The organism is Streptomyces sp. NPDC051207 (assembly GCF_040682395.1).
Lineage (GTDB): Bacteria > Actinomycetota > Actinomycetes > Streptomycetales > Streptomycetaceae > Streptomyces.
This window is the reverse complement of record NZ_JBFBAX010000020.1, coordinates 19,649-46,596: the sequence shown is the minus strand read 5'-3', so window position 1 is coordinate 46,596 and position 26,948 is coordinate 19,649. Positions and strand designations below refer to the sequence as shown.

The following is a 26,948-nucleotide window of genomic DNA, read 5'->3' as shown; positions in this document are numbered from 1 at the left end:
CCGATGCCCCTTACCCTGATGCCTGCTCGATGGTTACTCGTGAGTTAAACAAGCTCGCGTGAGGAACAACCGCACCAGCCAGCCGCACTGAGCCAGCCGCACAGTCGCGGGCCCCGGAGGATGTCGTGAGCGACGCACAGACACTGATCGATAACCGTCCGCCGTCCGTTGCGGGCCTCTTCCTGGAGCGCGTGTCGACCACGCCCGACGCCGAGGCCTACCGCTACCCGGTGCCCTCCGCCTCGGGCGAGGGCCCCGACGACTGGAAGTCCCTGACCTGGGCCGAGGCCGCCAAGCGGGTCCACGCCATCGCGGCCGGGCTCATCGAGCTGGGCGTGCAGCCGGAGCAGCGGGTGGCGCTCGCGTCCTCGACCCGCATCGAGTGGATCCTCGCCGACCTCGGCATCATGTGCGCGGGCGCGGCCACGACGACGGTCTACCCGCAGACCAACGCCGAGGAGTCGGCGTACATCCTGTCCGACTCCGGGAGCCGGGTGCTGATCGCGGAGAACGCCGAGCAGCTCGCCAAGGCCCGCGAGAAGCGCGCCGAGCTGCCCGACCTCACCCACGTCGTGGTGATCGACGGGGCGGGTGTGGAGAGCGGCGACTGGGTCCTCACCCTCGCCGAGCTGGAGGCGCGCGGCGCGGCCCGCCTGGAGAAGGACCCCGACCTGATCGAGCAGCGGGTCGGCGCGATCACCAGGGACCAGCTCGCCACCCTCATCTACACCTCCGGCACCACCGGCCGCCCCAAGGGCGTGCGCCTGCCGCACGACAACTGGTCGTACATGGCGAAGGCGATCGCCGCGACCGGGCTGGTCGGCGGCGACGACGTGCAGTACCTCTGGCTGCCGCTCGCGCACGTCTTCGGCAAGGTGCTCACCTCCGGCCAGATCGAGGTCGGCCACGTCACCGCCGTCGACGGCCGGGTCGACAAGATCATCGAGAATCTGCCGGTCGTGCGGCCGACGTACATGGCGGCCGTGCCGCGCATCTTCGAGAAGGTCTACAACGGGGTCGCGGCCAAGGCGAAGGCCGGCGGCGGCGCCAAGTACAAGATCTTCCAGTGGGCGGCCGACGTGGCCCGCGAGTACGCCAGGGTCACCCAGGACAACTTCCGCCGCACCGGCGTCGCCAGCGCCCCCCTCGGCCTCAGGTCCCAGCACGCCGTCGCCGACAAGCTCGTCTACGCCAAGATCCGCGAGGCCTTCGGCGGCAACCTGCGCGCCTGCGTCTCCGGCTCCGCCGCGCTCGCCCCCGACATCGGCTACTTCTTCGCCGGCGCCGGCATCCACATCCTGGAGGGCTACGGCCTCACCGAGTCCTCCGCGGCCTCCTTCGTCAACCCCGGCGAGGCCTACCGCACCGGCACGGTCGGCAAGCCGCTGCCCGGCACCGAGGTGCGCATCGCCGACGACGGCGAGATCCTGCTGCGCGGCCCCGGCATCATGGAGGGCTACCACGGGCTGCCCGAGAAGACCGCCGAGGTCCTGGAGGAGGACGGCTGGTTCCACACCGGCGACATCGGCGAGCTCTCCGCGGACGGCTACCTGCGGATCACCGACCGCAAGAAGGACCTCATCAAGACCTCCGGCGGCAAGTACGTCGCGCCCGCCGAGGTCGAGGGCCGGTTCAAGGCGATCTGCCCGTACGTCTCCAACATCCTGGTGCACGGCGCCGACCGGAACTACTGCACCGCCCTCATCGCCCTGGACGAGATGGCCCTCGCCGGCTGGGCCAAGGAACACGGCCTGGAGGGCAGGCCGTACGCCGACATCGTCGCCGCGCCCGTCACCGTCGAGATGGTCGACGGCTACGTCAAGCAGCTCAACGAGGGCCTGCAGCGCTGGCAGACGATCAAGAAGTTCCGCCTGCTCCCGCGGGACCTGGACGTCGAGCACGGCGAGATCACCCCGAGTCTGAAGCTGAAGCGGCCCGTGGTCGAGCGCGAGTACAAGCACCTCATCGAGGAGATGTACGAGGGCTCGCGCGAGGCGTGATGCCGCGGGCGCGGGCGGCGCACACCCCCTGGGCGCCGCCCGCGCCCGTTCTCCGCGCCCGTTCTCCGCGCCCGCTCCTCGCGTGCCGCGCACTGGGCGCATCCGCTCGAACGCCCGGGTTCGCCCGTCGGCGCAATCAGGCGGGTCCGTGTCGCTTTCCGACCGGTGTGGGTCCATCCGTAGTACGTTTCCCGCCCACAACCACCCAGTTCCGGTAACTCCCCGCGTATGCGCGCAGCCGGTCTGTCACGCTGTCGGCGACCGCGCAGGCGCACGCGCACCGACCGCCCGGGGAGCTGTCCATGGGGGCCATTCCGACGCGACGGGAGATCCTGTCCCGTACCGCCGGGGCGCCCGCGCGGCAGCATCACGCGCGGGCGCACGCCAGGTTGTCCGGCAGCGGCCTCGCGCCCGGTTCCGCCCGCGCGCTGGTGCGCGGCGCCCTCGCCGACTGGACGGACCGCGGGTTGACCGGCGACGTCAAGCTCACCGACCGGCTCACCGAGGACGCCGGCCTGGTCGTGAGCGAACTGGTCACCAACGCGGTCGTGCACGCGGGCACCGACGTCGAACTGGCGCTGCGGCTGGAGGAGGACACCGGCACGCTCCTGCTGGAGGTCACCGACCACCACCCCTCGCGCGCCCCGCGCGACGGCCACGCCGAACCGCCCGACGAGCCGCCCGAGTACGGGCGCGGCCTGCGCCTGGTCGCCGCGCTCGCCGAGAGCTGGGGCATCACCTACCGCGCGGGCACCAAGACCGTGTGGGCCCGGCTGCGCGCCACTGACGGCGAGGACGGTACGTACCCCGAGGAGCCCGGCGGCCTCGGCACCGCGGGCCTGCTCGCGCCCGAGCCGCCCCGCGGCTGGCGCACCGCCGAGCAGGGCCGCGACGCGGACTGGCTCGACCGGGGCGCCCTGTCCTTCCTCGCCGAGGCGTCCGGACTGCTCGGCGGGCAGCTCGACGAGGACCTCGTGGCCTCCCTGACCGCCCAGTTGATCGTGCCGCGGCTCGCCGACTGGTGCGCGGTGTGGCTGGAGGACGAGTCCACCGGCCGCGGCGGCAGGGCCGACGGCCCCTGGGCGCCCGGGGCGCGGCTGGCCCGCGTCTGGCACGGCAGCGAGCACCACATCGAGGAACTGCGCGCGGCCCTGGAGAAGGACCCGCCCCGGCTGCCCGACCCGATGACCTCCGGACCCGTCCCCTATCCGTGGCCCGCGCACGCGCTCGGCCCGCACGGCGCCTACGGCACGGCACTGGCGTACCGGCTCGTCGCGGGCGGCCGGCCGCTGGGCACGCTCGTCATCGGTCGGTCCGGCACGCCCCGCATCCCGGACGAGATCACCGGGCTGGTCGAGGACCTCGGTCACCGGGTGGCGCTCGCCGTCGGGGCGGCCCGGCAGTACGCCCGGCAGGTCACCATCAGCTCCGTCCTGCAGCGCGGCCTGCTGCCCGGCGCGGTCGCCGAGATACCGGGCGTGCGCAGCGCCCTCGTCCACGAGCCGTGCGACCAGGGCGGCCCGAGCGGCGACTTCTACGATCTGTTCCCGGCCGGGGAGGGCCGCTGGTGCTTCGCCGTCGGCGACGTGCAGGGCAAGGGCCCCGAGGCCGCCGTCGTGATCGGGCTCGCCCGGCCCTGGCTGCGGCTGCTGGCCCGCGAGGGGTACGGCGTCGCCGACGTCCTCGACCGGCTCAACCAGCTCCTCCTCGACGACGCGACGGAGGTCGCCGACGCGGCGGCCCGCGCCCTGGCCGGTGGGCGGCCCGCGAGCCCCGGCGACGGCCCGCAGACCCGGTTCCTCTCCCTCCTCTACGGCGAGCTGGTCCTCGTGGAGACGCCGGCCGGGCCCGGCATCCGCTGCACGCTCGCCTCCGCAGGACACCCGCTGCCGCTGCTCCTCGGGGCCGACGGCGAGGTCCGCACCGCGGCCCGGCCGCAGACCCTCCTCGGTGTCGTGGAGGACGAGACGTACGTCAGCGAGACCTTCGCGCTGCGGCCCGGCGACACGCTGCTGTGCGTCACGGACGGCGTGACCGAGCGGCGCTGCGGATCACGCCAGTTCGACGACGGCGACGGGCTGGCGCTCGCCCTCGCGGGCTGCGCCGGACTCGACGCGGAACTGATCGCGGAACGCATCCGGGCCCTGGTCCACGACTTCGGCCCCCGCCCACCCGAGGACGACCTGGCCCTGCTGGTACTCCAGGCGGAGTGACGGCCACCGCCCCAGACAGGCGGGTGCAGGGCTGTCGCCCCGGGCGGGCGGGTGTACGGCCCTGGTGCCGGGCGGGTGAGCAGCCGCAACATCGGACAGGCGGGCCGACGGCCACCGCCCCGCACCGGCAGGCGAACGCCCGCGACCCCGGACCGGCAGGCGAACGCCCGCCACCCCGTACCGGCAGGCCGGCGCCGCCACCCCGTACCGGCAGGGCAACCCGCGCCGTGCTGGACAATGGGACGCATGCCTTCCGCACTTCCCGACGGTGAGCCCGTCCCCGACGACGGTGTCCTGCCCGCGCACGCGCTCGCCGGGGCCGCGGACCGTCCCCTCGGGTTCTACCTGCACGTCCCGTACTGCGCGACCCGCTGCGGCTACTGCGACTTCAACACCTACACCGCGACCGAGCTGCGCGGCACCGGAGGCGTGCTCGCCTCCCGCGACAACTACGCGGCCACGCTGACCGACGAGATCCGCCTCGCCCGCAAGGTCCTCGGCGACGACCCGCGCCCGGTCAGCACGGTGTTCGTCGGCGGCGGCACCCCCACGCTGCTGGCCGCCGCCGACCTCGTCCGGGTGCTGGACGCGGTCCGCGACGAGTTCGGGCTGGCCCCGGGTGCGGAGGTCACCACGGAGGCCAACCCCGAGTCCGTCGACCCGGCCTACCTGGCGGCGCTCCGGGCGGGCGGCTTCAACCGGGTCTCCTTCGGCATGCAGAGCGCGCGGCAGCACGTCCTGCGCGTCCTGGACCGCACCCACACCCCCGGCCGCCCCGAGCGTTGCGTCGCCGAGGCCCACGCGGCCGGGTTCGAGCACGTCAACCTGGACCTGATCTACGGCACGCCCGGCGAGTCCGACGACGACTGGCGGGCCTCGCTGGACGCCGCGATCGGCGCCGGCCCCGACCATGTGTCGGCGTACGCGCTGATCGTGGAGGAGGGCACGCAGCTCGCCCGCCGCATCCGGCGCGGCGAGGTCCCGACGACCGACGACGACGTGCACGCCGACCGCTATCTGATGGCCGAGGAGGCCCTGTCCTCCGCGGGCTTCACGTGGTACGAGGTGTCCAACTGGGCCACCACCGCCGAGGGCCGCTGCCGGCACAACGAGCTGTACTGGCGGGGCGCCGACTGGTGGGGCGCGGGACCGGGCGCCCACTCGCACGTCGGCGGCGTGCGCTGGTGGAACGTCAAGCACCCGGGGGCGTACGCGGCGGCGCTGGCGGCGGACCGCTCACCCGGCGCCGGTCGGGAGCTGCTGACGGACGAGGACCGCAGGGTGGAGCGCGTCCTGCTGGAGCTGCGCCTGCGGGAGGGCGTACCGCTGTCCCTGCTCAAGGACGCCGGGCTCGCGGCCGCCCGGCGCGCGCTGGCGGACGGCCTCCTGGACCCCGGGCCCTACGCGCGCGGGCGCGCGGCGCTGACCCTGCGGGGGCGGCTGCTGGCGGACGCGGTGGTGCGCGACCTCGTGGACTGAGCGCGCGACCCGGTGGACCGGGAGACCGGCCTCAGGCCACGGTCACGTGGTCGATGAGGCGCTCCACGCACCCCAGCAGCGCCGGCTCCAGGTCCTTGTACGTCCGGACCCTGGACAGGATGTGCTGCCACGCCGCACCGGTGTTTTCCGGCCAGCCCAGGGCGCGGCACACGCCCTTCTTCCAGTCCTGGCCGTGGGGGACCCGCGGCCACGCCTCGATGCCCAGGGCCGACGGCTTCACCGCCTCCCAGATGTCGATGTACGGGTGCCCCACGACCAGGGCGTGCTCGCTGGTCACCGACTGGGCGATGCGCCACTCCTTGGAGCCCGGCACCAGGTGGTCGACCAGGACGCCGAGGCGGGCGTCGGCGTCGGGAGCGAACTCCGCGACCACGGACGGCAGGTCGTCCACGCCCTCCAGGTACTCCACGACGACGCCCTCGATGCGCAGGTCGTCGCCCCACACCTTCTCGACCAGCTCGGCGTCGTGCCGCCCCTCGACGTAGATGCGGCCGGCGCGGGCCACGCGCGCGCGTGCGCCGGGCACGGCGACGGAACCGGAGGCGGTACGGGTGGGCCGTACGGGGCCGCCGGCCGGTTTCACCAGGGTCACCACCCTGCCCTCCAGCAGGAAGCCGCGCGGCTCCAGCGGGAACACCCGGTGCTTGCCGAAGCGGTCCTCCAGGGTCACCGTGCCCGCCTCGCAGCCGATCACCGCGCCGCAGAAGCCGCTGCCGGGCTCCTCCACCACCAGACCGGGCTCCGCGGGGACCTCCGGGACGGGCTTCGGCTTCTTCCAGGGAGGCGTCAGGTCGGGGGAGTACGCACGGGAACGCGGGCCCGACGGGCCATCGCCGGAAGGGCGGGGACGGGAGACGGGTGGGCGCATTCGAACGACGATAGGAGAAGCGGCCGTCAGGCGGTCACGACACGCCGAAGCGGGCCGCCAGCTCGTCGCGCTGTGCCCGCACGAACGCCGCGCCCACCACCGCCCCGTGACCGGGCACGTACAGCGCGTCCTCGCCGCCGAGGGCCAGCAGCCGGTCCAGCGCGGCGGGCCACTGCGCGGGCACCGCGTCCGGCCCGGCCTGCGGCTCGCCGGACTGCTCGACCAGGTCGCCGCAGAAGACCACCTCGCGGTCTCCGGGCACCAGGACGGCGAGGTCGTGCGCCGTGTGACCCGGCCCCACGTTCGCCAGCAGCACCTGCCGGCCGCCGCCGAGGTCCAGGGTCCACTCGCCGCTGACCAGGTGGCGGGGCGGCGCGAGCGCGTCGGCCGCCTCCTCGGCGGCCCGCGCGTCCAGCCCGTGCCGCACCGCGTCCGCGCGCAGCTCCTCCCGGCCGCGCGCCCCGAACAGCGCGTCCACGCCCACCGCGCCGTACGTCTCCGCCCCGGCGAACGCGCCGGCGCCGAGGACGTGGTCGAAGTGCGGGTGGGTCAGCGCGAGATGCGTCACACGGTGACCGGTGAGCCGTTCCGCCTGCTCCCGCAGCCGCGCGCCCTCCGCGAGGCCGGACCCGGCGTCGATCAGCAGCGCCGCCCCGGCGCCGACGACGAGCCCCGCCGTGCAGTCCCAGCGAGGCAGCCGGCACCGGCCCACCCCGCCGGCCACGCGCTCCCACCCCAGCTCTTCCCAAGTCACCGTCATACCGCGACGCTAGCGGGGACGGCGGACCCGGGCACGGCGGCGTGGGACCGGCCTTGCCCCCGGTGCACCCCACGGCCGTACACTTGGCCGGGGAAGTCTGGCACTCGCGCGAGCCGAGTGCCAGGGACGGCGGCGGCGGACGACAGCTGGAGGTGTGCGCGGTGCTCAGTGAACGCAGGCTTCAGGTGTTGCGCGCGATCGTCCAGGACTACGTCGGCACCGAGGAGCCCGTCGGTTCCAAGGCGCTCACCGAGCGGCACAACCTCGGCGTCTCCCCGGCCACCGTGCGCAACGACATGGCGGCCCTGGAGGACGAGGGGTTCATCGCGCAGCCGCACACCAGCGCGGGGCGCATCCCCACCGACAAGGGGTACCGCCTGTTCGTGGACAAGCTCGCCGGCGTCAAGCCGATGAGCCCGCCCGAGCGGCGCGCGATCCAGAACTTCCTCGAGGGCGCCGTCGACCTCGACGACGTCGTGGCCCGTACGGTGCGGCTGCTCGCGCAGCTCACCCGGCAGGTCGCCGTCGTGCAGTACCCCTCGCTGACCCGCTCGACCGTGCGGCACGTGGAGCTGCTGTCACTCGCGCCCGCGCGGGTGATGCTGGTGCTGATCACGGACACCGGCCGGGTCGAGCAGCGGGTGGTGGACTGCCCGGCGCCGTTCGGTGAGATGGCGCTCGCGGACCTGCGGGCACGGCTCAACAGCCGGGTCGCGGGCCGTCGTTTCACGGACGTGCCGACCCTGGTGGAGGATCTGCCGGAGGCCTTCGAGGCGGAGGACCGCGGTACGGTCTCGACGGTGCTGTCCACCCTCCTCGAGACGCTCGTCGAGGAGAACGAGGAGCGGCTGATGATCGGCGGCACCGCCAATCTGACCCGCTTCGGGCACGACTTCCCCCTCACGATCCGGCCCGTCCTCGAGGCGCTGGAGGAGCAGGTGGTGCTCCTGAAGCTGCTCGGCGAGGCGAAGGATCCGGGCGTGACCGTACGGATCGGTCACGAGAACGCCCACGAAGGACTCAACTCCACGTCCGTCGTGTCGGTCGGCTACGGTTCGGGCGGCGAGGCGGTTGCCAAGCTCGGCGTGGTCGGACCGACCCGCATGGACTACCCGGGAACGATGGGAGCGGTACGCGCAGTGGCACGGTACGTCGGACAGATCCTGGCGGAGTCGTAGGTGGCCACGGACTATTACGCCGTTCTCGGCGTGCGCCGCGACGCGTCGCAGGAAGAGATCAAGAAGGCCTTCCGGCGGCTCGCTCGCGAGCTGCACCCGGACGTCAACCCCGATCCCAAGACACAGGAGCGGTTCAAGGAGATCAACGCCGCCTACGAGGTGCTGTCGGACCCGCAGAAGAAGCAGGTCTACGACCTCGGCGGCGACCCGCTCTCGCAGGCCGGCGGCGCCGGCGCGGGCGGCTTCGGGGCCGGCGGCTTCGGGAACTTCTCCGACATCATGGACGCGTTCTTCGGCACGGCGTCGCAGCGCGGGCCGCGCTCGCGCACCCGCCGCGGCCAGGACGCGATGATCCGCATCGAGATCGAGCTCGACGAGGCCGCGTTCGGCACGACCAAGGACATCCAGGTCGACACGGCCGTCGTGTGCACCACGTGCAGCGGCGAGGGCGCCGCCCCGGGCACCTCGGCGCAGACCTGTGACATGTGCCGGGGCCGCGGTGAGGTCTCCCAGGTCACCCGGTCCTTCCTCGGCCAGGTCATGACCTCGCGGCCCTGCCCGCAGTGCCAGGGCTTCGGCACGGTCGTCCCGACGCCCTGCCCGGAGTGCGCCGGCGACGGCCGGGTCCGCTCGCGCCGCACGCTGACCGTGAAGATCCCGGCGGGCGTCGACAACGGCACGCGCATCCAGCTCGCCGGTGAGGGCGAGGTCGGCCCCGGCGGCGGCCCGGCCGGCGACCTGTACGTGGAGATCCACGAGCTGCCGCACTCGCAGTTCCAGCGGCGCGGCGACGACCTGCACTGCACGGTCACCCTCCCGATGACCGCGGCGGCGCTCGGCACGAAGGTGCCGCTGGAGACCCTCGACGGCCTGGAGGAGGTCGACATCCGTCCGGGCACGCAGTCCGGGCAGTCGATCCCGCTGCACGGCCGCGGGGTGACGCATCTGCGCGGCGGCGGCCGGGGCGACCTGATCGTCCACGTCGAGGTGCAGACGCCCACCAAGCTCGACCCCGAGCAGGAGCGCCTGCTGCGGGAACTGGCCAAGCTGCGGGGCGAGGAACGGCCCCAGGGGCAGTTCCAGCCGGGTCAGCAGGGGCTGTTCTCGCGCCTGAAAGACGCGTTCAACGGCCGCTGAGGCGTCGTCCCGGCGGCCGGTGGGGCTGCCCGCGGCGGCCGGTGGGCGGGCGGTGGCGCGCGGGCCGGAAGGCTCCGTTCCGCCGTCCCTCACAAGGGACGGGCCCGATGCGGAGTCGCCTCCCGGGACGTGACAACATGCCGTCATGTCCTCCGCGCTGACCGATCTCTTCACGCACCCGATCGTGCAGGCCCCCATGGCGGGCGGCGTCTCCGTGCCGCGGCTCGCCGCCGCCGTCTCCGAGGCGGGCGGGCTCGGCTTCCTCGCTGCCGGGTACAAGACCGCCGACGGCATGTACCAGGAGATCAAACAACTGCGGGGACTGACGGACCGGCCCTTCGGCGTCAACCTGTTCCTCCCGCAGCCCGAGTCCGCCGACCGGGCCGCCGTCGACGTCTACGCCCACCAGCTCGCCGGTGAGGCCGGCTGGTACGAGACCGAGCTGGGCGACCCCGACAGCGGCCGCGACGACGGCTTCGACGCCAAGCTGTCGGTGCTGCTGGACAACCCGGTGCCGGTGGTCTCCTTCCACTTCGGCTGCCCCGCCCGGGACGTCCTGGACGCCCTGCGCCGCGTCGGCACCCGCACCCTGGTCACCGCCACCACCCCCGACGAGGCCCGCGCCGTGGAGCGGGCCGGCGCCGACGGCGTGATCGCGCAGGGCGTGGAGGCGGGCGGCCACCAGGGCACCCACCGGGACATCCCGGAGACGGACGGCTCCGGACTCGGGCTGCTCTCCCTGGTCGCCCAGGTCCGGGAGGCCGTCGGCATCCCCGTCGTCGCCGCGGGCGGCATCATGCGCGGCGGCCAGATCGCCGCCGCCCTCGCGGCCGGCGCGAGCGCCGCCCAGCTCGGCACCGCGTTCCTCGTCACGCCCGAGTCCGGCGCGGGCCCGCTGCACAAGCAGGCGATGACCAACCCCCTGTTCGTACGGACCGAGCTGACGCGGGCGTTCTCCGGCCGCCCGGCGCGCGGGCTGGTCAACCGCTTCCTGCGCGAGCACGGCCCCTACGCGCCCGCCGCCTACCCCGAGGTCCACCACCTGACCTCGCCGCTGCGCAAGGCCGCCGCCAAGGCCGGTGACCCGCAGGGCATGGCCCTGTGGGCGGGGCAGGGGCACCGCATGGCCCGGGAGATGCCCGCCGGCCGGCTCGTGGAGGTGCTCGCCGCGGAACTCGACGCCGCCCGCGCCCGGTTGTCGGGCGGCGCCCGGTGACCGCGCCGGTGTTCGTGGTCGAGCACTTCGACACCGGCGCCGACGGCCATTGCGTCCTGACCGGACCCGAGGGGCGGCACGCCGTCTCCGTCAAGCGGCTGCGGCCCGGCGAGGGCGTCGTCCTCACCGACGGTGCCGGACGCTGGGCCGACGCCGAGGTGGTCGCGGCGGAGGGCAAGGACCGGCTGGTCCTGCGGCTGGGCGAGGTCGTTGAGGAGCCCGCGCAGGCGCCCCGCATCACCGTCGTGCAGGCCCTGCCCAAGGGCGACCGGGGCGAGCTGGCCGTCGAGACCATGACCGAGGTCGGGGTCGACGCGATCGTGCCCTGGACCGCGTCCCGCTGCGTCACGCAGTGGAAGGGCGAGCGCGGCCTGAAGGCGCTCGGCAAGTGGCGGGCCACCGCCCGTGAGGCGGGCAAGCAGTCCCGCCGCGTGCGGTTCCCGGACGTCGCGGACGCCGCCACCACCGCGCAGGTCGCCGCGCTGCTCGCGGACGCCGCCTTCGCCGCCGTACTGCACGAGAGCGGTGACGCGCCGCTGGCCACCGCCGAACTGCCCGCGTCCGGCGACATCGTGCTGGTCGTCGGCCCCGAAGGGGGCGTGTCACCCGAGGAACTGGCGGTTTTCGCGCGGGCCGGGGCGAAGGCCTACCGCCTGGGCCGCAGCGTGCTGCGCACCTCCACCGCCGGAACGGCCGCCGCCGCCCTCCTGATGGGGCGCACCGGCCGCTGGTCCTGACCGGCGGCCCGGAGACCTCCCGCGCGGGGAGTGGCCGTATGCGCACTACCGACACCGGCGCCGCGATGGCAGGCTGCCTCCATGGGGGCGTTGAGGCGGATGCGGATTCGGCGGACGCCGGTCGTCCGGGGCCGTCGGCGGGCCTGCGCTGCGGCGGGCCTCGCCGTGGTCGCCGTGGCCGGTGCCGTCGCGTGTGAACCGGGCGGGCTGAACTCCGGGGCGGTGGCGTTCACGACGGACCAGACCGTGACCCGGGAGCTGGAGCGGCAGAAGGCGGACGTGCGGTGGCTCAACTGCACGGCCTTCTACGGGGACGACGGCGACAGCACGGCCTCGGCCTCCGCCACCGTGAAGGAGGTCGCCACCGTCGACTGCGAGGGCCAGACCGGCGACGGCAAGGACATCACCGTCACCGGCAAGGTCACCCGGGTCGTCAACGGCGCCTGCGTGCGCGGCGATCTGACCGCCAAGGTCGGCGGCAAGGTGTGGTTCCACGTCGACGGGCTGGGCAACTGCGACGCCACCAGCGCCCCGCCCGCGGTCGTCGACCCGGGCGGCGGGGGAGCGGAGCCCACCGCCACCGTGACCGTCACGCGGACCGTGTGGTGCCGCGAGGACCCCGGTTGCCACCCCGTCGAGGGGAAGTGAACCGGTCAGCAGGGTGCGCGGTCCCGGTCAAGTGATCGGAACCCCTGTCCGCGGGCGCCGCCCCTGCATAGGGTGACCGGGTGACTCAGCCCGCAACGACAGCGCCGGCGGCCTCGCCTGCGTATCTCCGGTTCCCCCATCTGCACGGCGAGTTGGTCGCCTTCACGGCCGAGGACGACGTGTGGGTCGCGCCTCTCGACGGCGGACGCGCCTGGCGGGTCAGCGCCGAGAACACCCCGGTGACCATGCCCCGCATCTCGCCGGACGGCACGACCGTCGCCTGGACCTCCACCCGCGACGGCGCCCCCGAGGTGCACGTCGCACCCGTCGACGGCGGCCCCGCGAGACGCCTCACGCACTGGGGCAGCTGGAAGACGCAGGTGCGCGGCTGGACCCCGGACGGCGAGGTCCTCGCGATCACCGCCCACGGCCAGGCCAGCCTGCGCCGCACCTGGGCCCGCGCCGTCCCCCTGGACGGCGGACCGGCGGCCACCCTGCCGTACGGGCCGGTCGGCGACGTCGCCCACGGGCCGCACACCGTGCTGCTGTCCGCGCCGATGGGCCGCGAGGCCGCCTGGTGGAAGCGGTACCGGGGCGGCACGGCCGGCAAGCTGTGGATCGACCGGGACGGCGACGGGGAGTTCGTGCGGCTGCACGAGGACCTGGACGGCAACATCGAGTACCCGTTCTGGACCGGGGACAGGATCGGGTTCCTCTCCGACCACGAGGGCACCGGGGCCGTGTACTCCTCCCTCGCCGACGGCTCCGACCTGCGCCGCCACACGCCCCTCGACGGCTTCTACGCCCGGCACGCCGCCACCGACGGCCGCCGCGTCGTGTACTCCAGCGCCGGTGAATTGTGGCTGCTGGACGACCTCGACGGAGCCGAGCCGCGCCCCCTCGGCGTCCGGCTCGGCGGTCAGCGCGTCGACCTCGCCCCGTTCCCCGTCAACGCCGCCCGCTGGTTCGGCGCGGCCTCCCCCGACCACACCGCGCGCGGCAGCGCCGTCTGCGTACGCGGTTCCGTGCACTGGGTCACCCACCGCTCCGGGCCCGCCCGCGCGCTCGCCGCGCGGCCCGGCGTACGCGCCCGGCTGCCGCGCGCCTTCCGCGCCGACGGCGAGGAGTGGGCGGTGTGGGTGACCGACGCCGAGGGCGACGACGCCCTGGAGTTCGCGCCCGCCACCGGCCTCGCGCCCGGCGCCACCCCGCGCCGGCTCGCCGCCGGACAGCTCGGCCGCGTCCTCGCGCTCGCCATGGCACCCGACGGCAGCCGCGCCGCCGTCGCCTCGCACGACGGCCGGGTGCTGCTCGTCGAGCGGGAGACCGGCGAGGTCCGCGAGGTCGACCGCAGCGAGCACGGCGACGCCTCCGGGCTGGTGTTCTCGCCGGACTCCGCCTGGCTCGCCTGGTCGCACCCCGGGCCGCGCCCGCTGTGTCAGCTCAAGCTCGCCCACACCACCGACCTGTCCGTCACCGAGGCGACCCCGCTGCGCTTCCAGGACTACGCGCCCGCCTTCACCCTGGACGGCAAGCACCTCGCCTTCCTGTCGGCGCGCTCCTTCGACCCGGTCTACGACGAGCACGTCTTCGACCTGGCCTTCGTGGAGGGCGTCCGCCCGTACCTGATCACCCTCGCGGCGACCACGCCGTCCCCGTTCGGGCCGCAGCGGCACGGCCGCCCCTTCGACGCGCCGGACCGCGACGAGACCCCCGACAGCGAGGGCGCCCCCGCCACCCGCATCGACCTCGACGGCCTCGCCGACCGCATCGTGCCCTTCCCCGTCGAGGCCGCCCGCTACTCCAACCTGCGCGCCGCGAAGGACGGCTTGCTGTGGCTGCGGCACCCGGTGCACGGCCTCCTCGGCCACTCCCGCGCCACACCCGACGACCCCGACCCGCACACCGAGCTGGAGCGCTACGACCTCGCCCAGCAGCGCGTCGAGCACCTCGCCGTCGACGCCGACCACTTCGAGGTCAGCGGCGACGGCAAGCGCGTCCTGCTGTGGACGGACAGCCGGCTCAAGGTCGTCCCCAGCGACCGGCGCGCCTCCGGCGACGACGACAGCGACACCAACATCACCGTCGACCTGTCCCGCGTACGCCACCTGATCGACCCGGCGGCCGAGTGGCGGCAGATGTACGAGGAGACCGGCCGCATCATGCGGGACCACTTCTGGCGGTCCGACATGAACGGCGTCGACTGGACCGGCGTCCTGGACCGCTACCGGCCCGTCCTCGACCGCGTCGCCACCCACGACGACCTGGTCGACCTGCTGTGGGAGGTGCACGGCGAACTCGGCACCTCGCACGCCTACGTCACCCCGCGCGGCGGCTTCGGCGGCGGCCCCCGGCAGGGTCTGCTCGGCGCGGACCTCTCCCGCGACGAGGACGGCACCTGGCGCATCGACCGCATCCTGCCGTCGGAGACCTCCGACCCGGACGCGCGCTCCCCGCTCGCCGCGCCCGGCGTCGCCGTCCGCGCCGGGGACGCGATCGTCGCCGTCGCCGGGCAGCCCGTCGACCCGGTGACCGGCCCGGGACCGCTGCTCGTCGGCACCGCGGGCAAGCCCGTGGAGCTGACCGTGCTGCCGTCCGGCGGAGGCGAGCCCCGGCACGCGGTCGTCGTCCCGCTGGACGACGAGGAACCGCTGCGCTACCACGCCTGGGTCGCCGACCGGCGCGCCTACGTCCACGACACGTCGGGCGGGCGGCTCGGCTATCTGCACGTCCCGGACATGCAGGCGCCCGGCTGGGCGCAGATCCACCGCGACCTGCGGGTGGAGATCGCCCGCGAGGGCCTGGTCGTCGACGTCCGCGAGAACCGCGGCGGCCACACCTCGCAGCTGGTCGTGGAGAAGCTGGCGCGGCGCGTCGTCGGCTGGGCCTCGCCGCGCGGCATGCGGCCCTACAGCTATCCGCAGGACGCGCCGCGCGGGCCGGTCGTCGCCGTCGCCAACGAGTTCTCCGGCTCCGACGGCGACATAGTCAACGCGGCGATCAAGGCGCTCGGCATCGGGCCGGTCGTCGGCACGCGCACGTGGGGCGGCGTCGTCGGCATCGACAGCCGCTACCGCCTGGTCGACGGCACGCTGATCACCCAGCCGAAGTACGCGTTCTGGCTGGAGGGTTACGGGTGGGGCGTGGAGAACCACGGCGTCGACCCGGACGTGGAGGTCCCGCAGCGGCCCCAGGACCATGCGGCGGGCCGCGACCCCCAGCTGGACGCGGCGATCCGGCTGGCGCTGGAGGCGCTGGAGGCCACCCCGGCCAAGACGCCGCCGAGCCTGCCGTAGTCCGGGGAGGAGAGGGGGCGGGTCGCGCGGCCCGGGTGACCGGCCCCCGCCCGCCCTCGTCCCGCGACGCTACGATGCCCACGTATCCGATCGACCGCCGGAGGGCACATGGCAGGGGAACCGCAGGACGACTGCCTGTTCTGCAAAATCGTCGCGGGGCAGATCCCGGCGACCGTCGTGCGCGAGACGCAGACCACGGTCGCCTTCCGGGACATCAACCCCCAGGCCCCGACCCACGTCCTGGTCATCCCCAAGGCGCACTACCGGGACGCCGCCGCCCTCGCCGCCGGAGCCCCCGAGGTCGCCGCCGACGTCCTGCGCGAGACCCAGGCCGTCGCCGACGACGAGAAGCTCGACAGCTACCGCATCGTCTTCAACACCGGCAGCGGCGCCGGCCAGACGGTCTGGCACACCCACGCCCACGTCCTCGGCGGCCGCGGCCTGAACTGGCCCCCGGGGTAGACGGCGTGTCCGTACGCGAGTTGGTGGTCCTCGGCACCGCCAGCCAGGTCCCGACCCGGCACCGCAACCACAACGGCTATCTGCTGCGCTGGGACGGCGAGGGCATCCTGTTCGACCCCGGTGAGGGCACACAGCGCCAGATGCTGCGCGCCGGGGTCGCCGCCCACGACCTGAACCGGATCTGCGTCACCCATTTCCACGGCGACCACAGCCTGGGCCTCGCGGGCGTCATCCAGCGCATCAACCTCGACCGGGTGCCGCACGAGATCACCGCCCACTACCCGCGCTCGGGCAAGCGCTTCTTCGACCGGCTCCGGTACGCCACCGCCTACCGCGAGACCGTGCCGCTGACCGAGGTCCCGGCCGCCGCCGACGGCGTCCTCGCCACCACCCCCGGCTACACGCTGGAGGCACGCAGGCTCTCCCACCCCGTCGAGTCCTACGGCTACCGGCTGACCGAGCCCGACGGCCGCCGCATGCTGCCCGAACGGCTCGCCGCGCACGGCATCGAAGGGCCGGACGTGGGCCGGCTCCAGCGGGAGGGCGTGCTCGGCGGGGTGATGCTGGAGGACGTGAGCGAGGTGCGGCGCGGGCAGCGGTTCGCGTTCGTCATGGACACCCGGCTGTGCGACGGGGTGCACGCGCTGGCCGACGGCTGCGACATGCTCGTCATCGAGTCGACGTTCCTGGACGAGGACACCGGCCTCGCGGTGGAGCACGGCCACCTCACCGCCGGGCAGGCGGCGCGCGCGGCGCGGGACGCGGGCGTACGGCACCTGGTGCTCACCCACTTCAGCCAGCGCTACAGCGAACCGGCGGAGTTCGAACGGCAGGCCAGGGCCGCCGGGTTCGAGGGCGAGCTGACCGTGGCGCACGACCTCCTGCGGGTACCGGTTCCCCAACGCCGGTGAAGGGCCCCGCCCGTACGGCGCGGCGACGCCCGGCGCGGGGGTCGTCAGCCGTACGCCCCACCCGTGGCCGTCAGCCGTTGGCGGCGCCCGGGGCGGTCGTGGCCGCCGCCGTGCCGTACTCGCGCTGGGCGGGCACGGCCTGGGCGTCGACGGGGAACTCCACGACCGGGATGTCGGCGAGCGTGGTCTGCGTGTCGTCGGCGTGCTCGGCGACCGGGATGTCCACGACCGGCACCTGACCGGCCGGGACCGGCTCGGCCGGCTGCGGCAGCCGCCCGGCGAACAGCGCCACCGCGGTCATCGGCACGGCGACCACCAGCAGTCCGGCCGCGAGGACCAGGCCCATGCCGGTGAAGCCGGCCCGCGCCGACAGCGCGCTGCCCACCAGCGGCCCGGCCGCGGTGCCGAGCGAGGACGCCGAGCCGACGAGCACCGCCCAGCGGCCGCGCGGGTCGAGGGTGGCGGCGAGGCCGATGAGGTACGTCAGCACCACCGGGTAGAAGGTGTTCCAGGCGATCTCGCCCGCCGCGAAGCTGCCCAGGTCGGTCGCGGAGGCGCTGAGCACGATGCACCCCGCGATGACGACCGTCCCGCCGCCGACCGGCACCGCCCGGCCCAGCCGCGTGCCGAGCGCGCCCGCCGCCAGCACGCCGATCAGCCCGGCGCCGAGCGCCACCGCGAACACCGCGCCGACGGTGGTCTCGCCGAGGTGCGCCTGCGTCAGGCCGATCCGGCCGCTGACGCCCCACAGGGAGTTCTGCGCGAGGGACCAGCACACCATCGCGGCGGCGAGGACGGCACCGGCGCGCGGGTGGGGGAGCCCGGCCGTGCTCACGTGGGTGTGGGCCGGGGCGGTGCGGGTCGGGAGCCCGCCGGTCAGCGGCCACACGACGAGCGCGGTGAGGGCGATCGCCGCGAGCGGCAGCCCGTGCCCGGGGCCGAGGTGCGGCACCGTCAGATACACGGCGCCGGCCAGCGCGGAGACGCTGAGCAGGCCGAGCGTGGTCGTCCGGTGCGGATCGCGCTGCCCGGCGATGCCGGTGGCGGCGACCGTGGTGGCGGTGCCCGAGCCGAACCCGCCGATGACCGCTCCGGCGACGACGGCCGGTACGGCGGTGGTGAGCGCGGCGGTGCCGTGGCCGAGGACGGCGAGGGCGAGCCCGGCGCGGGCCAGGGTGCGCGGGCCGATCCGTTCGACGCGGGACGCCCACAGGAAGCCGGCCGTCGCCGAACTCAGCAGCAGGGCACTGCCGATGGCGCCGGACTGCGTCGCGGAGAGCGGAAGTCCCGAGTCGAGCCTGCCGACGGTGGTCGGGAGGAGGTACGGGGCGAGGTACCCGGCCGTGAAAAGGGCGACGAGGGGCCAGGGTGTGGTGCGAGGGGCGGACACGGGCGTTCCCGGGGCATGAGAAAGGAAGCGTTCGATGGGGGAGGGGGCGCCGACCGTCGACGGACAGGAACGCGCGGGCCAATTTGTATCAAGCACGTATCGGTGCAAGCGAGACAAGGAGATGTGATCTGGATCACTCTTGCGTTTGGGTTCCTAGAAGCCGGGTAGATGCACGCCTTTTCCGGGACCGGCGATCGTTTCAGGCCGTGATCGGCCCCGGCTGCCTGCCGCGCATTCCCGCCGGGGCCGGCCCTAGCGCCACTGCGCCGCCGCGGTGCCCCCGGCCGGTGCCGTCGCCTCGATCCTCGCCCGGATCTCCCGCATCACCGCGACGATCCGGGTCTCGTGCTCGCCGGTCAGCCGGTCCACCGGCACCGAGCAGCTGATGGCGTCCCGCGCGGACACGTCGTAGCGCAGCGCGAAGCCGAAGCCGACGATGCCGGGGACGCCCTCCTCGCGGTCCACGGAGTAGCCCCGCGACCGCACCCCGGCGAGATCCGCCAGCAGTGCGGCCCGGTCGGTGTGCGAGTTCGGTGTCAGCGCCTCGTAGGGGCCCTCGGGCAGGTCCTCGTCGGGCCGCTCCGCCAGCAGCGCCTTGCCCAGCGCGCCCACGTGCGCGGGCAGCCGGCGCCCCACGCGGCTGAGCGTGCGCACGTACTCGTGCGACTCCCGGGTCGCCAGGTAGGCCACGTCCCGGCCGTCCAGCCGGCCCAGGTGGATCGTCTCGCCCAGCGCCTCGGACGCCTCGTCCAGGAACGGCCGCACCAGCCGCACGCGCGGATCGGAGTCCAGGTAGCCGGTGCCGGTGAGCAGGGCGCGGATGCCGATGCCGTACAGGGAGCCGGTGACGTCCGTGCGGACCCAGCCGCGCGCGATCAGCGTCTGCAGCAGCGCGTACATCGAACTGCGCGGCACCCCGAGCTCGTCCGCCAGCTCCTGGAGCCGCGCCGGGCGGTCGCCGCGCGCCGCCAGCACCTCCAGCAGCTCGACCGTCCGCGCCGCGGACTTCACCTCGCGCACGCCCCCTGTCTCCGACATGCGCCGATCGTAAACGGGGCACGCCGGGCCATTGACGCTCGTCGTTCGTCTCCCTAACCTCCATCTCCATACGTGGATATCGTCTACATGGGGAGACAGGCATCGTCGCCGGCTCCCGCCCCGCCGATCAGGCCGTCCCCGCCGCCGGACCCGAACCCGCAGGAGCCGCCCCGTGACCCGCGACCTCACCATCACCGACGTACGGCTGACGCCGATCCTGGTCGCCGACCCGCCGCTGCTGAACACCCAGGGCGTGCACCAGCCGTACACGCCCCGGCTGATCGTCGAGGTCGTCACCGCCGACGGCATCACCGGCCTCGGCGAGACCTACGGCGACACGAAATACCTCGAACTCGCCCGGCCCTGTGCCGAGCAGCTCACAGGCCGCCGGATCACCGACCTCAACGGCCTGTTCACCCTCGCCGGGCAGGTCGCCGTGGACGACTCCCGGGTGCACGACGCCCTCGACGTCGGCGGGCTGCGCGGCGTCCAGACCGCCGGCAAACTGCGCCTGTCCGTCGTCTCCGCCTTCGAGGTCGCCTGCCTGGACGCCCTCGGCCAGGCCCTCGGCCTGCCCGTGCACGCACTGCTCGGCGGCAAGGTCCGCGACGCCGTCGAGTACAGCGCCTACCTGTTCTACAAATGGGCCGGCCACCCGGCGGGCGTCCCCGCCGAGCGGGACGACTGGGGCGCCGCCCTCGACCCGGCCGGAGTGGTCGAGCAGGCCCGCCGGTTCACCGAGCGGTACGGCTTCACCTCCTTCAAGCTCAAGGGCGGCGTGTTCCCGCCCGAGGAGGAGATCGCCGCCGTACGGGCCCTCGCCGAGGCCTTCCCCGGGCACCCGCTGCGCCTCGACCCCAACGGCGCCTGGTCCGTGGAGACCTCCGTCCAGGTCGCCGACGCCCTGCGTGACGTCCTCGAATACCTCGAGGACCCCACCCTCGGCACGCGGGCCATGGCCGACGTCGCCCGGCGCACCCGCGTGCCGCTCGCCACCAACATGTGCGTGACGACGTTCGCCGAGATCAAGGAGGCCTTCACCGAGGACGCCGTGCAGGTCGTCCTCTCCGACCAGCACTACTGGGGCGGGCTGCGCAACACCCAGCAACTCGCCGCGATCTGCCGCACCTTCGGCGTCGGCGTCTCCATGCACTCCAACACCCACCTCGGGATCAGCCTCGCCGCGATGACCCACGTCGCCGCCACCGTCCCGAACCTCCACCACGCCTGCGACTCCCACTACCCCTGGCAGTCCGAGGACGTCCTCACCGAGCGCCTCACCTTCGACGGCGGCAGGGTCGCCGTGCCCGACGCACCCGGCCTCGGCGTCCGCCTCGACCGCGACCGGCTGGAATTCCTCCACCGGCGCTGGCTCGCCGACGACGGCACGCTCCGCGACCGCGACGACGCCGCCGCCATGCGCGTCGCCCACCCCGACTGGGTCACCCCCGCCGTCCCGCGCTGGTGAGACCGGCGCACGGGGCCCGGCCCGCGCGCCACGCCGGTGCCCGTGGCGGCCCGGTCCGCGACCCGCGCCGGCCACCTCACGCGCACGGGCGCCCCTCACCGGTCCTCTGGTGCACACTGGCCTGATCCGCACCATGTCAGGGAGAGCGCACCGTGACCGCGTCCGCCCCGTCCCCCGGAGAGGGACCCGCCTGCCGAGCCCAGGTCGACCCCCTGGCCCACCTGCGCGCCCCGGACGACCCGCCCTGGGACGTCTACCTCACGGGCACCGTCTTCCTCGACATCATCTTCACCGGCCTCGACTCCGCCCCGGTGCGCGGCACCGAGTCCTGGGCACGCGGCATGGGGTCCAGCCCGGGCGGCGTCGCCAACATGGCCACCGCGCTGGCCCGCCTCGGCCTGCGCACCTCCCTCGCCGCGGCCTTCGGCGACGACCACTACGGCGACTACTGCTGGGACACCCTCCAGCAGGGCGAGGGCATCGACCTCACCCCGTCGCGCACGGTGCCCTGCTGGCACTCGCCGGTCACGGTCTCCATGGCGTACGAGGGCGAGCGCACCATGGTCTCCCACGGCCACGAACCGCCCCCCGAGGAACCCGCCCCCGACTGCCCGCCCCGCGCGCGTGCCGCCATCGCCTCCCTCACGCCCGGCACGAGCGCCCCCTGGATCGCGCAGGCCGCCGCCACGGGCTGCCGCGTCTTCGCCGACGTCGGCTGGGACGACACCGGCGCCTGGGACCTGGCCGGGCTCACCGACCTCGCGCACTGCGAGGCCTTCCTGCCGAACGCCGCCGAGGCGATGCGCTACACGGGCGCCGACGGCCCGCGCGCCGCCGCCCACGCCCTCACCGAGCACGTGCCGGTGGCCGTCGTCACCCTCGGCGCGGAGGGCGCGTACGCCGTGGACCGGCGCACCGGGGAGACCGCCGACGTCCCCGCCATCGCCGTGGAGGCCCTCGACCCGACCGGCGCCGGGGACGTCTTCGTGGCCGGATTCGTCACCGGCTCCCTGGCGGGCTGGCCGCTCGCCGACCGCCTCGCCTTCGCGGGGCTCACCGCCGCGCTGTCCGTGCAGGAGTTCGGCGGCTCGCTCTCCGCGCCCGGCTGGTCGGAGATCGCCGCCTGGTGGCGCAAGGTGCAGTCGGTCGACGCCCAGGACCCGGCCGCGCTGCGCCGCTACGCGTTCCTCGCGGACCTGCTCCCCGAGGAGGTGGCCAGGCCCTGGCCGCTGCGCCGCGCGGTCCCGACGATCGGCTTCCGCAATCCGGTCTGAGCGCCGGCTCACCCCGGGCCCGGCGGCGACCGGACGCACGCCTCCCGAAAAGTCCTACGGGGTTGTCAGTGCTCCGTCGTACCCTTGAAGACGCGAGGCCGCTCTCAGCTGCGCGGCCGTGAAGAGGAGGAACCGCAGGCCTTCAGCGCCGGCCCATGACTCAGACACCCTCAGCTCACACTCCCGCGCAGGAGCAGGCCACAGCACAGTTCACCGTGCCCGCCCAGCACCCCATGGTGACCGTCCTGGGTTCCGGCGACTCCCTTCTGCGCGTGATCGAGAAGGCCTTCCCGGCGGCCGACATCCACGTCCGGGGCAACGAGATCAGCGCGACCGGCGACCCGGCGGAGGTCGCCCTCATTCAGCGCGTGTTCGACGAGATGATGCTGGTGCTCCGCACCGGGCAGCCGATGACGGAGGACGCAGTGGAACGCTCGATCGCCATGCTCAAGGCGAGCGAGAACGGGGAGAGCGACGGCGAGGAAACCCCGGCCGAAGTGCTCACACAGAACATCCTGTCCTCGCGCGGCCGCACGATCCGCCCCAAGACGCTCAACCAGAAGCGCTACGTGGACGCGATCGACAAGCACACCATCGTCTTCGGCATCGGCCCCGCCGGCACCGGCAAGACCTACCTGGCGATGGCCAAGGCGGTCCAGGCCCTGCAGTCCAAGCAGGTCAACCGCATCATCCTCACCCGCCCCGCGGTGGAGGCCGGCGAACGCCTCGGCTTCCTCCCCGGCACGCTGTACGAGAAGATCGACCCGTACCTGCGCCCGCTGTACGACGCCCTGCACGACATGCTCGACCCGGACTCGATCCCCCGCCTGATGGCAGCGGGCACGATCGAGGTGGCGCCGCTGGCCTATATGCGCGGCAGGGCCCAGCCGGTCTTCACCGACGTCCTGACCCCGGACGGTTGGCGCCCCATCGGTGACCTCCAGGTCGGTGACCTGGTCATCGGCTCGAACGGCGAGCCCACCCCGGTCCTCGGGGTCTACCCGCAGGGCGAGAAGGACATCTACCGGGTCACCGCCCAGGACGGCTCCTGGACCCTGTGCTGCGGGGAACACCTGTGGACGGTGCGCACCGCCTCGGACGAGCGCCGCGACAGGCCGTGGCGGGTCCTGGAGACCCGGGAGATGATCGGCGACCTGCGAGCCGCGCGCGGCCGCAGGTACGAGCTGCCGCTGCTCACCGCTCCCGTGTGCTTCCCCGAGCGCGAGGTCCCGATGGACCCCTACGCGCTGGGGCTGCTGCTCGGCGACGGCTGCCTGACGGGCTCCACGACACCGTCGTTCCCGACGTCGGACGCGGAACCGGCCGTGGCGCTCGAATCGGCGCTGCCCGCCGGTGTCGTACGGCACGGGGGAGGCCCGGACCATGGACCGACCAGGGTCACGTCCCCAGGGGACGTGGTGACGCCGGAGAACCCGGTCACCCGGGTGCTGCGCGAGCTCGACCTGCTGGGCACGCGCTCGCACACCAAGTCCGTCCCGGACGACTACCTGTACAACTCCGCCGACGTCCGCCTGGCCGTCCTGCAGGGTCTGCTCGATTCCGATGGCGACCTGGTGACACACAAGGACCGCACCTGCCGCATCCAGTACGCGACGACATCGATCCCGCTGCGTGACGACGTGATCTCGCTCGTCCGGTCCCTCGGCGGCGTCGCCCACACGCGTCGCCGGACCGCGGAGGAGCCCGGTCGCGCGGGCGGACGGGACGCGGCCCACCCGCGCGACGCCCACATCGTCGACATCCGCCTCCCCGAGGGCGTCGAGCCCTTCCGGCTCGCCCGCAAGCGCGAGACCTACCTGGCCGCGGGAGGCGGCGGGCGCCCGGCGCGGTTCATCGACAGCATCGAGCCGGCGGGCCGCGAGGAGGCCGTCTGCATTCAGGTGGCCGCCGAGGACTCCCTCTACGTCACGCAGGACTACCTGCTCACGCACAACACGCTCAACGACGCCTTCATCATCCTGGACGAGGCGCAGAACACCAGCCCCGAGCAGATGAAGATGTTCCTCACCCGCCTCGGCTTCGACTCGAAGATCGTGATCACGGGTGACGTGACGCAGGTCGACCTGCCCGACGGCACCAAGTCCGGTCTGCGGCAGGTGCAGGACATCCTGGAGGGCGTCGACGACGTGCACTTCTCCCGGCTGTCCTCCCACGACGTCGTCCGGCACAAGCTGGTGGGCCGTATCGTCGACGCGTACGAGAAGTACGACGACAGGCACGGCACCGAGAACGGCACGCACAAGGGCCGCGGCACGTCCGGGCGCGGGCACAAGGGGAAGTAGACCAGCACGACCATGTCGATCGACGTCAACAACGAGTCCGGCACCGAGGTCGACGAGCAGGCGATCCTCGACATCGCCCGCTACGCGCTCGCGCGGATGCGCATCCACCCGCTGTCCGAGCTCTCGGTGATCGTCGTGGACGCCGACGCGATGGAGCAGCTGCACATCCAGTGGATGGACCTGCCCGGCCCCACGGACGTCATGTCCTTCCCGATGGACGAGCTGCGCCCGCCGTCGAAGGACGACGACGAGCCGCCGCAGGGCCTGCTCGGCGACATCGTGCTGTGCCCCGAGGTCGCCGCCAGGCAGGGCGCCGAGGCGCCGACGCAGCACACCATGGACGAGGAGCTCCAGCTGCTCACCGTGCACGGTGTGCTGCACCTGCTGGGCTACGACCACGACGAGCCGGACGAGAAGGCCGAGATGTTCAACCTGCAGGCCGCCATCGTGGACGGCTGGCGTGCGGAGAGGGGCCTGACCGGCCCGTCCCCGGCCCCGACCGTCTCATGAGCCTCCCGCTCGTTTCCGGGGCGATCGCCCTGGTGGTCGTCGCGTGGCTCGCCGCGTGCGCGGAGGCGGGCCTGGCACGGGTTTCCAGCTTCCGCGCCGAGGAGGCCGTACGCTCCGGCCGGCGCGGCAGCGCCAGGCTCGCGCAGGTCGCCGCGGACCCGACGCGCTATCTGAACGTGGCGCTGCTGGTCCGCGTCGCCTGCGAGATGGCCGCCGCCGCGCTGGTCACGCACGCCTGCCTCAGGGAGGTCGACACCACCTGGCAGGCGCTGCTCGCCGCGATCGGCGTCATGGTCCTGGTGTCGTACGTCGCGGTCGGCGTCTCCCCGCGCACCATCGGCCGCCAGCACCCGCTGATCACGGCGACGGCCGCGGCGTACGTGCTGCTGCCGCTCGCCCGCGTGATGGGGCCGATCCCGTCGCTGCTGATCCTCATCGGCAACGCCCTCACCCCCGGCAAGGGCTTCCGCCGCGGCCCGTTCGCGTCCGAGGCGGAGCTGCGGGCGATGGTCGACCTGGCCGAGGCCGAGTCCCTCATCGAGGACGAGGAGCGCCGCATGGTGCACTCGGTCTTCGAACTGGGCGACACCCTCGTCAGGGAGGTGATGGTCCCGCGCACCGACCTCGTCGTGATCGAGCGGTACAAGACCATCCGCCAGGCCCTCACCCTCGCCCTGCGCTCCGGTTTCTCCCGCATACCGGTGTCCGGCGAGAGCGAGGACGACATCGTCGGGATCGTCTACCTGAAGGACCTGGTCCGCAAGACGCACATCAGCCGGGAGGCGGAGGGCGATCTGGTGTCCACGGCGATGCGCCCGGCGGTGTTCGTGCCCGACACCAAGAACGCCGGCGACCTGCTGCGCGAGATGCAGAAAGAGCGCAACCACGTCGCCGTCGTCATCGACGAGTACGGCGGCACGGCCGGCATCGTCACCATCGAGGACATCCTGGAGGAGATCGTCGGCGAGATCACCGACGAGTACGACCGGGAGCTGCCGCCCGTCGAGGACCTCGGCAAGGAGCGCTTCCGCGTCACCGCCCGCCTCGGCATCGGCGACCTCGGCGAGCTGTACGGCCTGGAGGAGTTCGACGACGAGGACGTGGAGACGGTGGGCGGCCTGCTCGCCAAGGCCCTCGGCCGCGTCCCGATCGCGGGCGCCTCGTCCGTGGTCGAGCTGCCGGACGGCCGCGGGCTGCGGCTGACCGCGGAGGCCGCCGCCGGCCGCCGCAACAAGATCGTCACGGTGCTGGCGGAACCGGCCGGGGACGAGGAGGACAAGCCCGAGTGACCCCCGAGGAACTGCGCGCCTTCTGCCTGTCCTGCAACGCGGCCGTGGAGGACTTCCCGTTCAACCCGGAGACCTCCGTCTTCAAAGTGCACGGCAAGATGTTCGCCCTGACGAACCTGGGCGCGCGGCCCCTGACGGTCAACCTCAAGTGCGACCCGGACGACGCGATCCGGCTGCGCGCCGAGCACGAGGGCCTGATCGTCCCCGGGTGGCACATGAACAAGCGGCACTGGAACACGGTCACGGTCGACGCCGGGCTTCCCGACCGGCTGGTGCGCGAGCTGATCGAGGACTCCTACGACCTGGTCGTGGCGGGCCTGCCGCGCGCCGGCCGGCTGCGCCTGGACCGCCCCTGACCGGGCCCGCGCCGTGCTCCGTATGCTCAAGGTCATGACCGACAGCAACGCGCTCGACCCCGAGGACCGCAAGATCGTCACCCTGGCCCGCTCCGCGCGGGCCCGCAACGGTGTGCCGGAGGGCGCCGCCGTGCGCGACGAGACCGGCCGGACGTACGTCGCGGGAACCGTCGCCCTGGACTCCCTGAAGCTCAGCGCCCTGCAGACCGCGGTGGCGATGGCGGTGGCGTCGGGCGCGAAGTCGCTGGAGGCGGCGGCCGTGGTCACCGAGGCCGGGTCGGCGTCGGACGCGGACCTGGCGGCCGTGCGCGACCTCGGCGGCCCGGGGACGCCGGTGCTGCTGGCGGGCCCGGACGGCACGGTCCGCGCCACGGTCACCGCGGGCTGACACCCG

General features: G+C 73.9%; 22 protein-coding genes. 18 read left to right on the top strand and 4 right to left on the bottom strand.

Features of this window, described 5'->3' with window-relative positions; translation table 11 throughout:
• The first annotated feature begins 125 nt into the window (after positions 1-125).
• From AB0M97_RS20285 to hemW, 3 genes are all read left to right on the top strand, one after another.
• A complete protein-coding gene (locus AB0M97_RS20285) occupies positions 126-2,000 on the top strand; it encodes an AMP-dependent synthetase/ligase (protein ID WP_365962296.1) in 1,875 nt (624 codons plus the stop codon).
• Positions 2,001-2,302: 302 nt separating this feature from the next.
• The gene (locus AB0M97_RS20280; protein ID WP_365962295.1) at positions 2,303-4,213 is read left to right on the top strand and encodes a SpoIIE family protein phosphatase; all 1,911 of its coding nucleotides are present in this window, start codon (positions 2,303-2,305) and stop codon (positions 4,211-4,213) included.
• A 246-nt stretch (positions 4,214-4,459) separates the two neighbouring features.
• Positions 4,460-5,692 (top strand): radical SAM family heme chaperone HemW, encoded by a 1,233-nt coding sequence (gene hemW, locus AB0M97_RS20275; protein WP_365962294.1) that lies wholly within the window; start codon positions 4,460-4,462, stop codon positions 5,690-5,692.
• A gap of 31 nt (positions 5,693-5,723) precedes the next feature.
• Here hemW and AB0M97_RS20270 read toward each other — a convergent pair whose 3' ends face one another.
• On the bottom strand, positions 5,724-6,581 hold the full coding sequence (locus AB0M97_RS20270; protein WP_365962293.1) for a DUF3097 domain-containing protein: 858 nt from the start codon (positions 6,579-6,581) through the stop codon (positions 5,724-5,726).
• Between the two features lie 34 nt (positions 6,582-6,615).
• Positions 6,616-7,341: an MBL fold metallo-hydrolase gene (locus AB0M97_RS20265; RefSeq protein WP_365962292.1), complete on the bottom strand. Its 726-nt coding sequence runs from the start codon at positions 7,339-7,341 to the stop codon at positions 6,616-6,618.
• A 161-nt stretch (positions 7,342-7,502) separates the two neighbouring features.
• On the opposite strand from AB0M97_RS20265, the gene hrcA reads away from it, so the two are divergent.
• The 8 genes from hrcA to AB0M97_RS20225 all read left to right on the top strand — a co-directional run bounded on the left by hrcA (position 7,503) and on the right by AB0M97_RS20225 (position 16,926).
• Positions 7,503-8,519, top strand: a complete 1,017-nt coding sequence (hrcA, locus tag AB0M97_RS20260) for a heat-inducible transcriptional repressor HrcA (protein WP_365962291.1) — start codon at positions 7,503-7,505, stop codon at positions 8,517-8,519.
• Positions 8,520-9,656, top strand: a complete 1,137-nt coding sequence (gene dnaJ / locus AB0M97_RS20255) for a molecular chaperone DnaJ (RefSeq protein WP_365962290.1) — start codon at positions 8,520-8,522, stop codon at positions 9,654-9,656.
• A gap of 145 nt (positions 9,657-9,801) precedes the next feature.
• Positions 9,802-10,872 (top strand): nitronate monooxygenase, encoded by a 1,071-nt coding sequence (locus AB0M97_RS20250; RefSeq protein WP_365962289.1) that lies wholly within the window; start codon positions 9,802-9,804, stop codon positions 10,870-10,872.
• Positions 10,869-11,609, top strand: a complete 741-nt coding sequence (locus AB0M97_RS20245) for a 16S rRNA (uracil(1498)-N(3))-methyltransferase (protein WP_365962288.1) — start codon at positions 10,869-10,871, stop codon at positions 11,607-11,609. The genes AB0M97_RS20250 and AB0M97_RS20245 overlap by 4 nt, the downstream gene beginning before the upstream one ends.
• 81 nt (positions 11,610-11,690) lie before the next feature.
• Positions 11,691-12,257: a hypothetical protein gene (locus tag AB0M97_RS20240; protein WP_365962287.1), complete on the top strand. Its 567-nt coding sequence runs from the start codon at positions 11,691-11,693 to the stop codon at positions 12,255-12,257.
• Between the two features lie 80 nt (positions 12,258-12,337).
• Positions 12,338-15,553 (top strand): PDZ domain-containing protein, encoded by a 3,216-nt coding sequence (locus AB0M97_RS20235; protein WP_365962286.1) that lies wholly within the window; start codon positions 12,338-12,340, stop codon positions 15,551-15,553.
• A 108-nt stretch (positions 15,554-15,661) separates the two neighbouring features.
• Positions 15,662-16,015: a histidine triad nucleotide-binding protein gene (locus tag AB0M97_RS20230; RefSeq protein ID WP_365962285.1), complete on the top strand. Its 354-nt coding sequence runs from the start codon at positions 15,662-15,664 to the stop codon at positions 16,013-16,015.
• Between the two features lie 5 nt (positions 16,016-16,020).
• Complete coding sequence (locus AB0M97_RS20225; RefSeq protein ID WP_365962284.1) at positions 16,021-16,926, top strand: ribonuclease Z; 906 nt, start codon at positions 16,021-16,023, stop codon at positions 16,924-16,926.
• 70 nt (positions 16,927-16,996) lie between these two features.
• Here the strand turns inward: AB0M97_RS20225 and AB0M97_RS20220 are convergent, their stop codons facing one another.
• Positions 16,997-18,316, bottom strand: coding sequence for an MFS transporter (locus AB0M97_RS20220; protein WP_365962283.1), 1,320 nt, complete (start codon positions 18,314-18,316; stop codon positions 16,997-16,999).
• Positions 18,317-18,568: 252 nt separating this feature from the next.
• Entirely contained in the window at positions 18,569-19,354 is a 786-nt protein-coding gene (locus tag AB0M97_RS20215; RefSeq protein ID WP_365962282.1) for an IclR family transcriptional regulator, read from the bottom strand.
• A 172-nt stretch (positions 19,355-19,526) separates the two neighbouring features.
• Here AB0M97_RS20215 and AB0M97_RS20210 point away from each other — a divergent pair, with 172 nt between their 5' ends.
• The 7 genes from AB0M97_RS20210 (at position 19,527) to AB0M97_RS20180 (ending at position 26,942) form a co-directional block, all read left to right on the top strand.
• Positions 19,527-20,822: a glucarate dehydratase family protein gene (locus tag AB0M97_RS20210; RefSeq protein WP_365962281.1), complete on the top strand. Its 1,296-nt coding sequence runs from the start codon at positions 19,527-19,529 to the stop codon at positions 20,820-20,822.
• A gap of 152 nt (positions 20,823-20,974) precedes the next feature.
• Positions 20,975-22,096 (top strand): PfkB family carbohydrate kinase, encoded by a 1,122-nt coding sequence (locus AB0M97_RS20205; RefSeq protein ID WP_365962280.1) that lies wholly within the window; start codon positions 20,975-20,977, stop codon positions 22,094-22,096.
• A 155-nt stretch (positions 22,097-22,251) separates the two neighbouring features.
• The gene (locus AB0M97_RS20200) at positions 22,252-24,399 is read left to right on the top strand and encodes a PhoH family protein (protein WP_365962279.1); all 2,148 of its coding nucleotides are present in this window, start codon (positions 22,252-22,254) and stop codon (positions 24,397-24,399) included.
• 12 nt (positions 24,400-24,411) lie between these two features.
• Positions 24,412-24,909, top strand: coding sequence for an rRNA maturation RNase YbeY (ybeY, locus tag AB0M97_RS20195; RefSeq protein ID WP_365962278.1), 498 nt, complete (start codon positions 24,412-24,414; stop codon positions 24,907-24,909).
• The gene (locus tag AB0M97_RS20190; RefSeq protein ID WP_365962277.1) at positions 24,906-26,198 is read left to right on the top strand and encodes a hemolysin family protein; all 1,293 of its coding nucleotides are present in this window, start codon (positions 24,906-24,908) and stop codon (positions 26,196-26,198) included. The genes ybeY and AB0M97_RS20190 overlap by 4 nt, the downstream gene beginning before the upstream one ends.
• A complete protein-coding gene (locus AB0M97_RS20185) occupies positions 26,195-26,554 on the top strand; it encodes an MmcQ/YjbR family DNA-binding protein (RefSeq protein ID WP_365962275.1) in 360 nt (119 codons plus the stop codon). Before AB0M97_RS20190 ends, AB0M97_RS20185 begins: the two co-directional genes overlap by 4 nt.
• A 34-nt stretch (positions 26,555-26,588) precedes the next feature.
• Positions 26,589-26,942 carry a cytidine deaminase gene (locus AB0M97_RS20180; protein ID WP_365962274.1) on the top strand — a complete coding sequence of 118 codons (354 nt, stop codon included), beginning with the start codon at positions 26,589-26,591 and terminating at the stop codon, positions 26,940-26,942.
• The last annotated feature ends 6 nt before the right edge of the window (positions 26,943-26,948 follow it).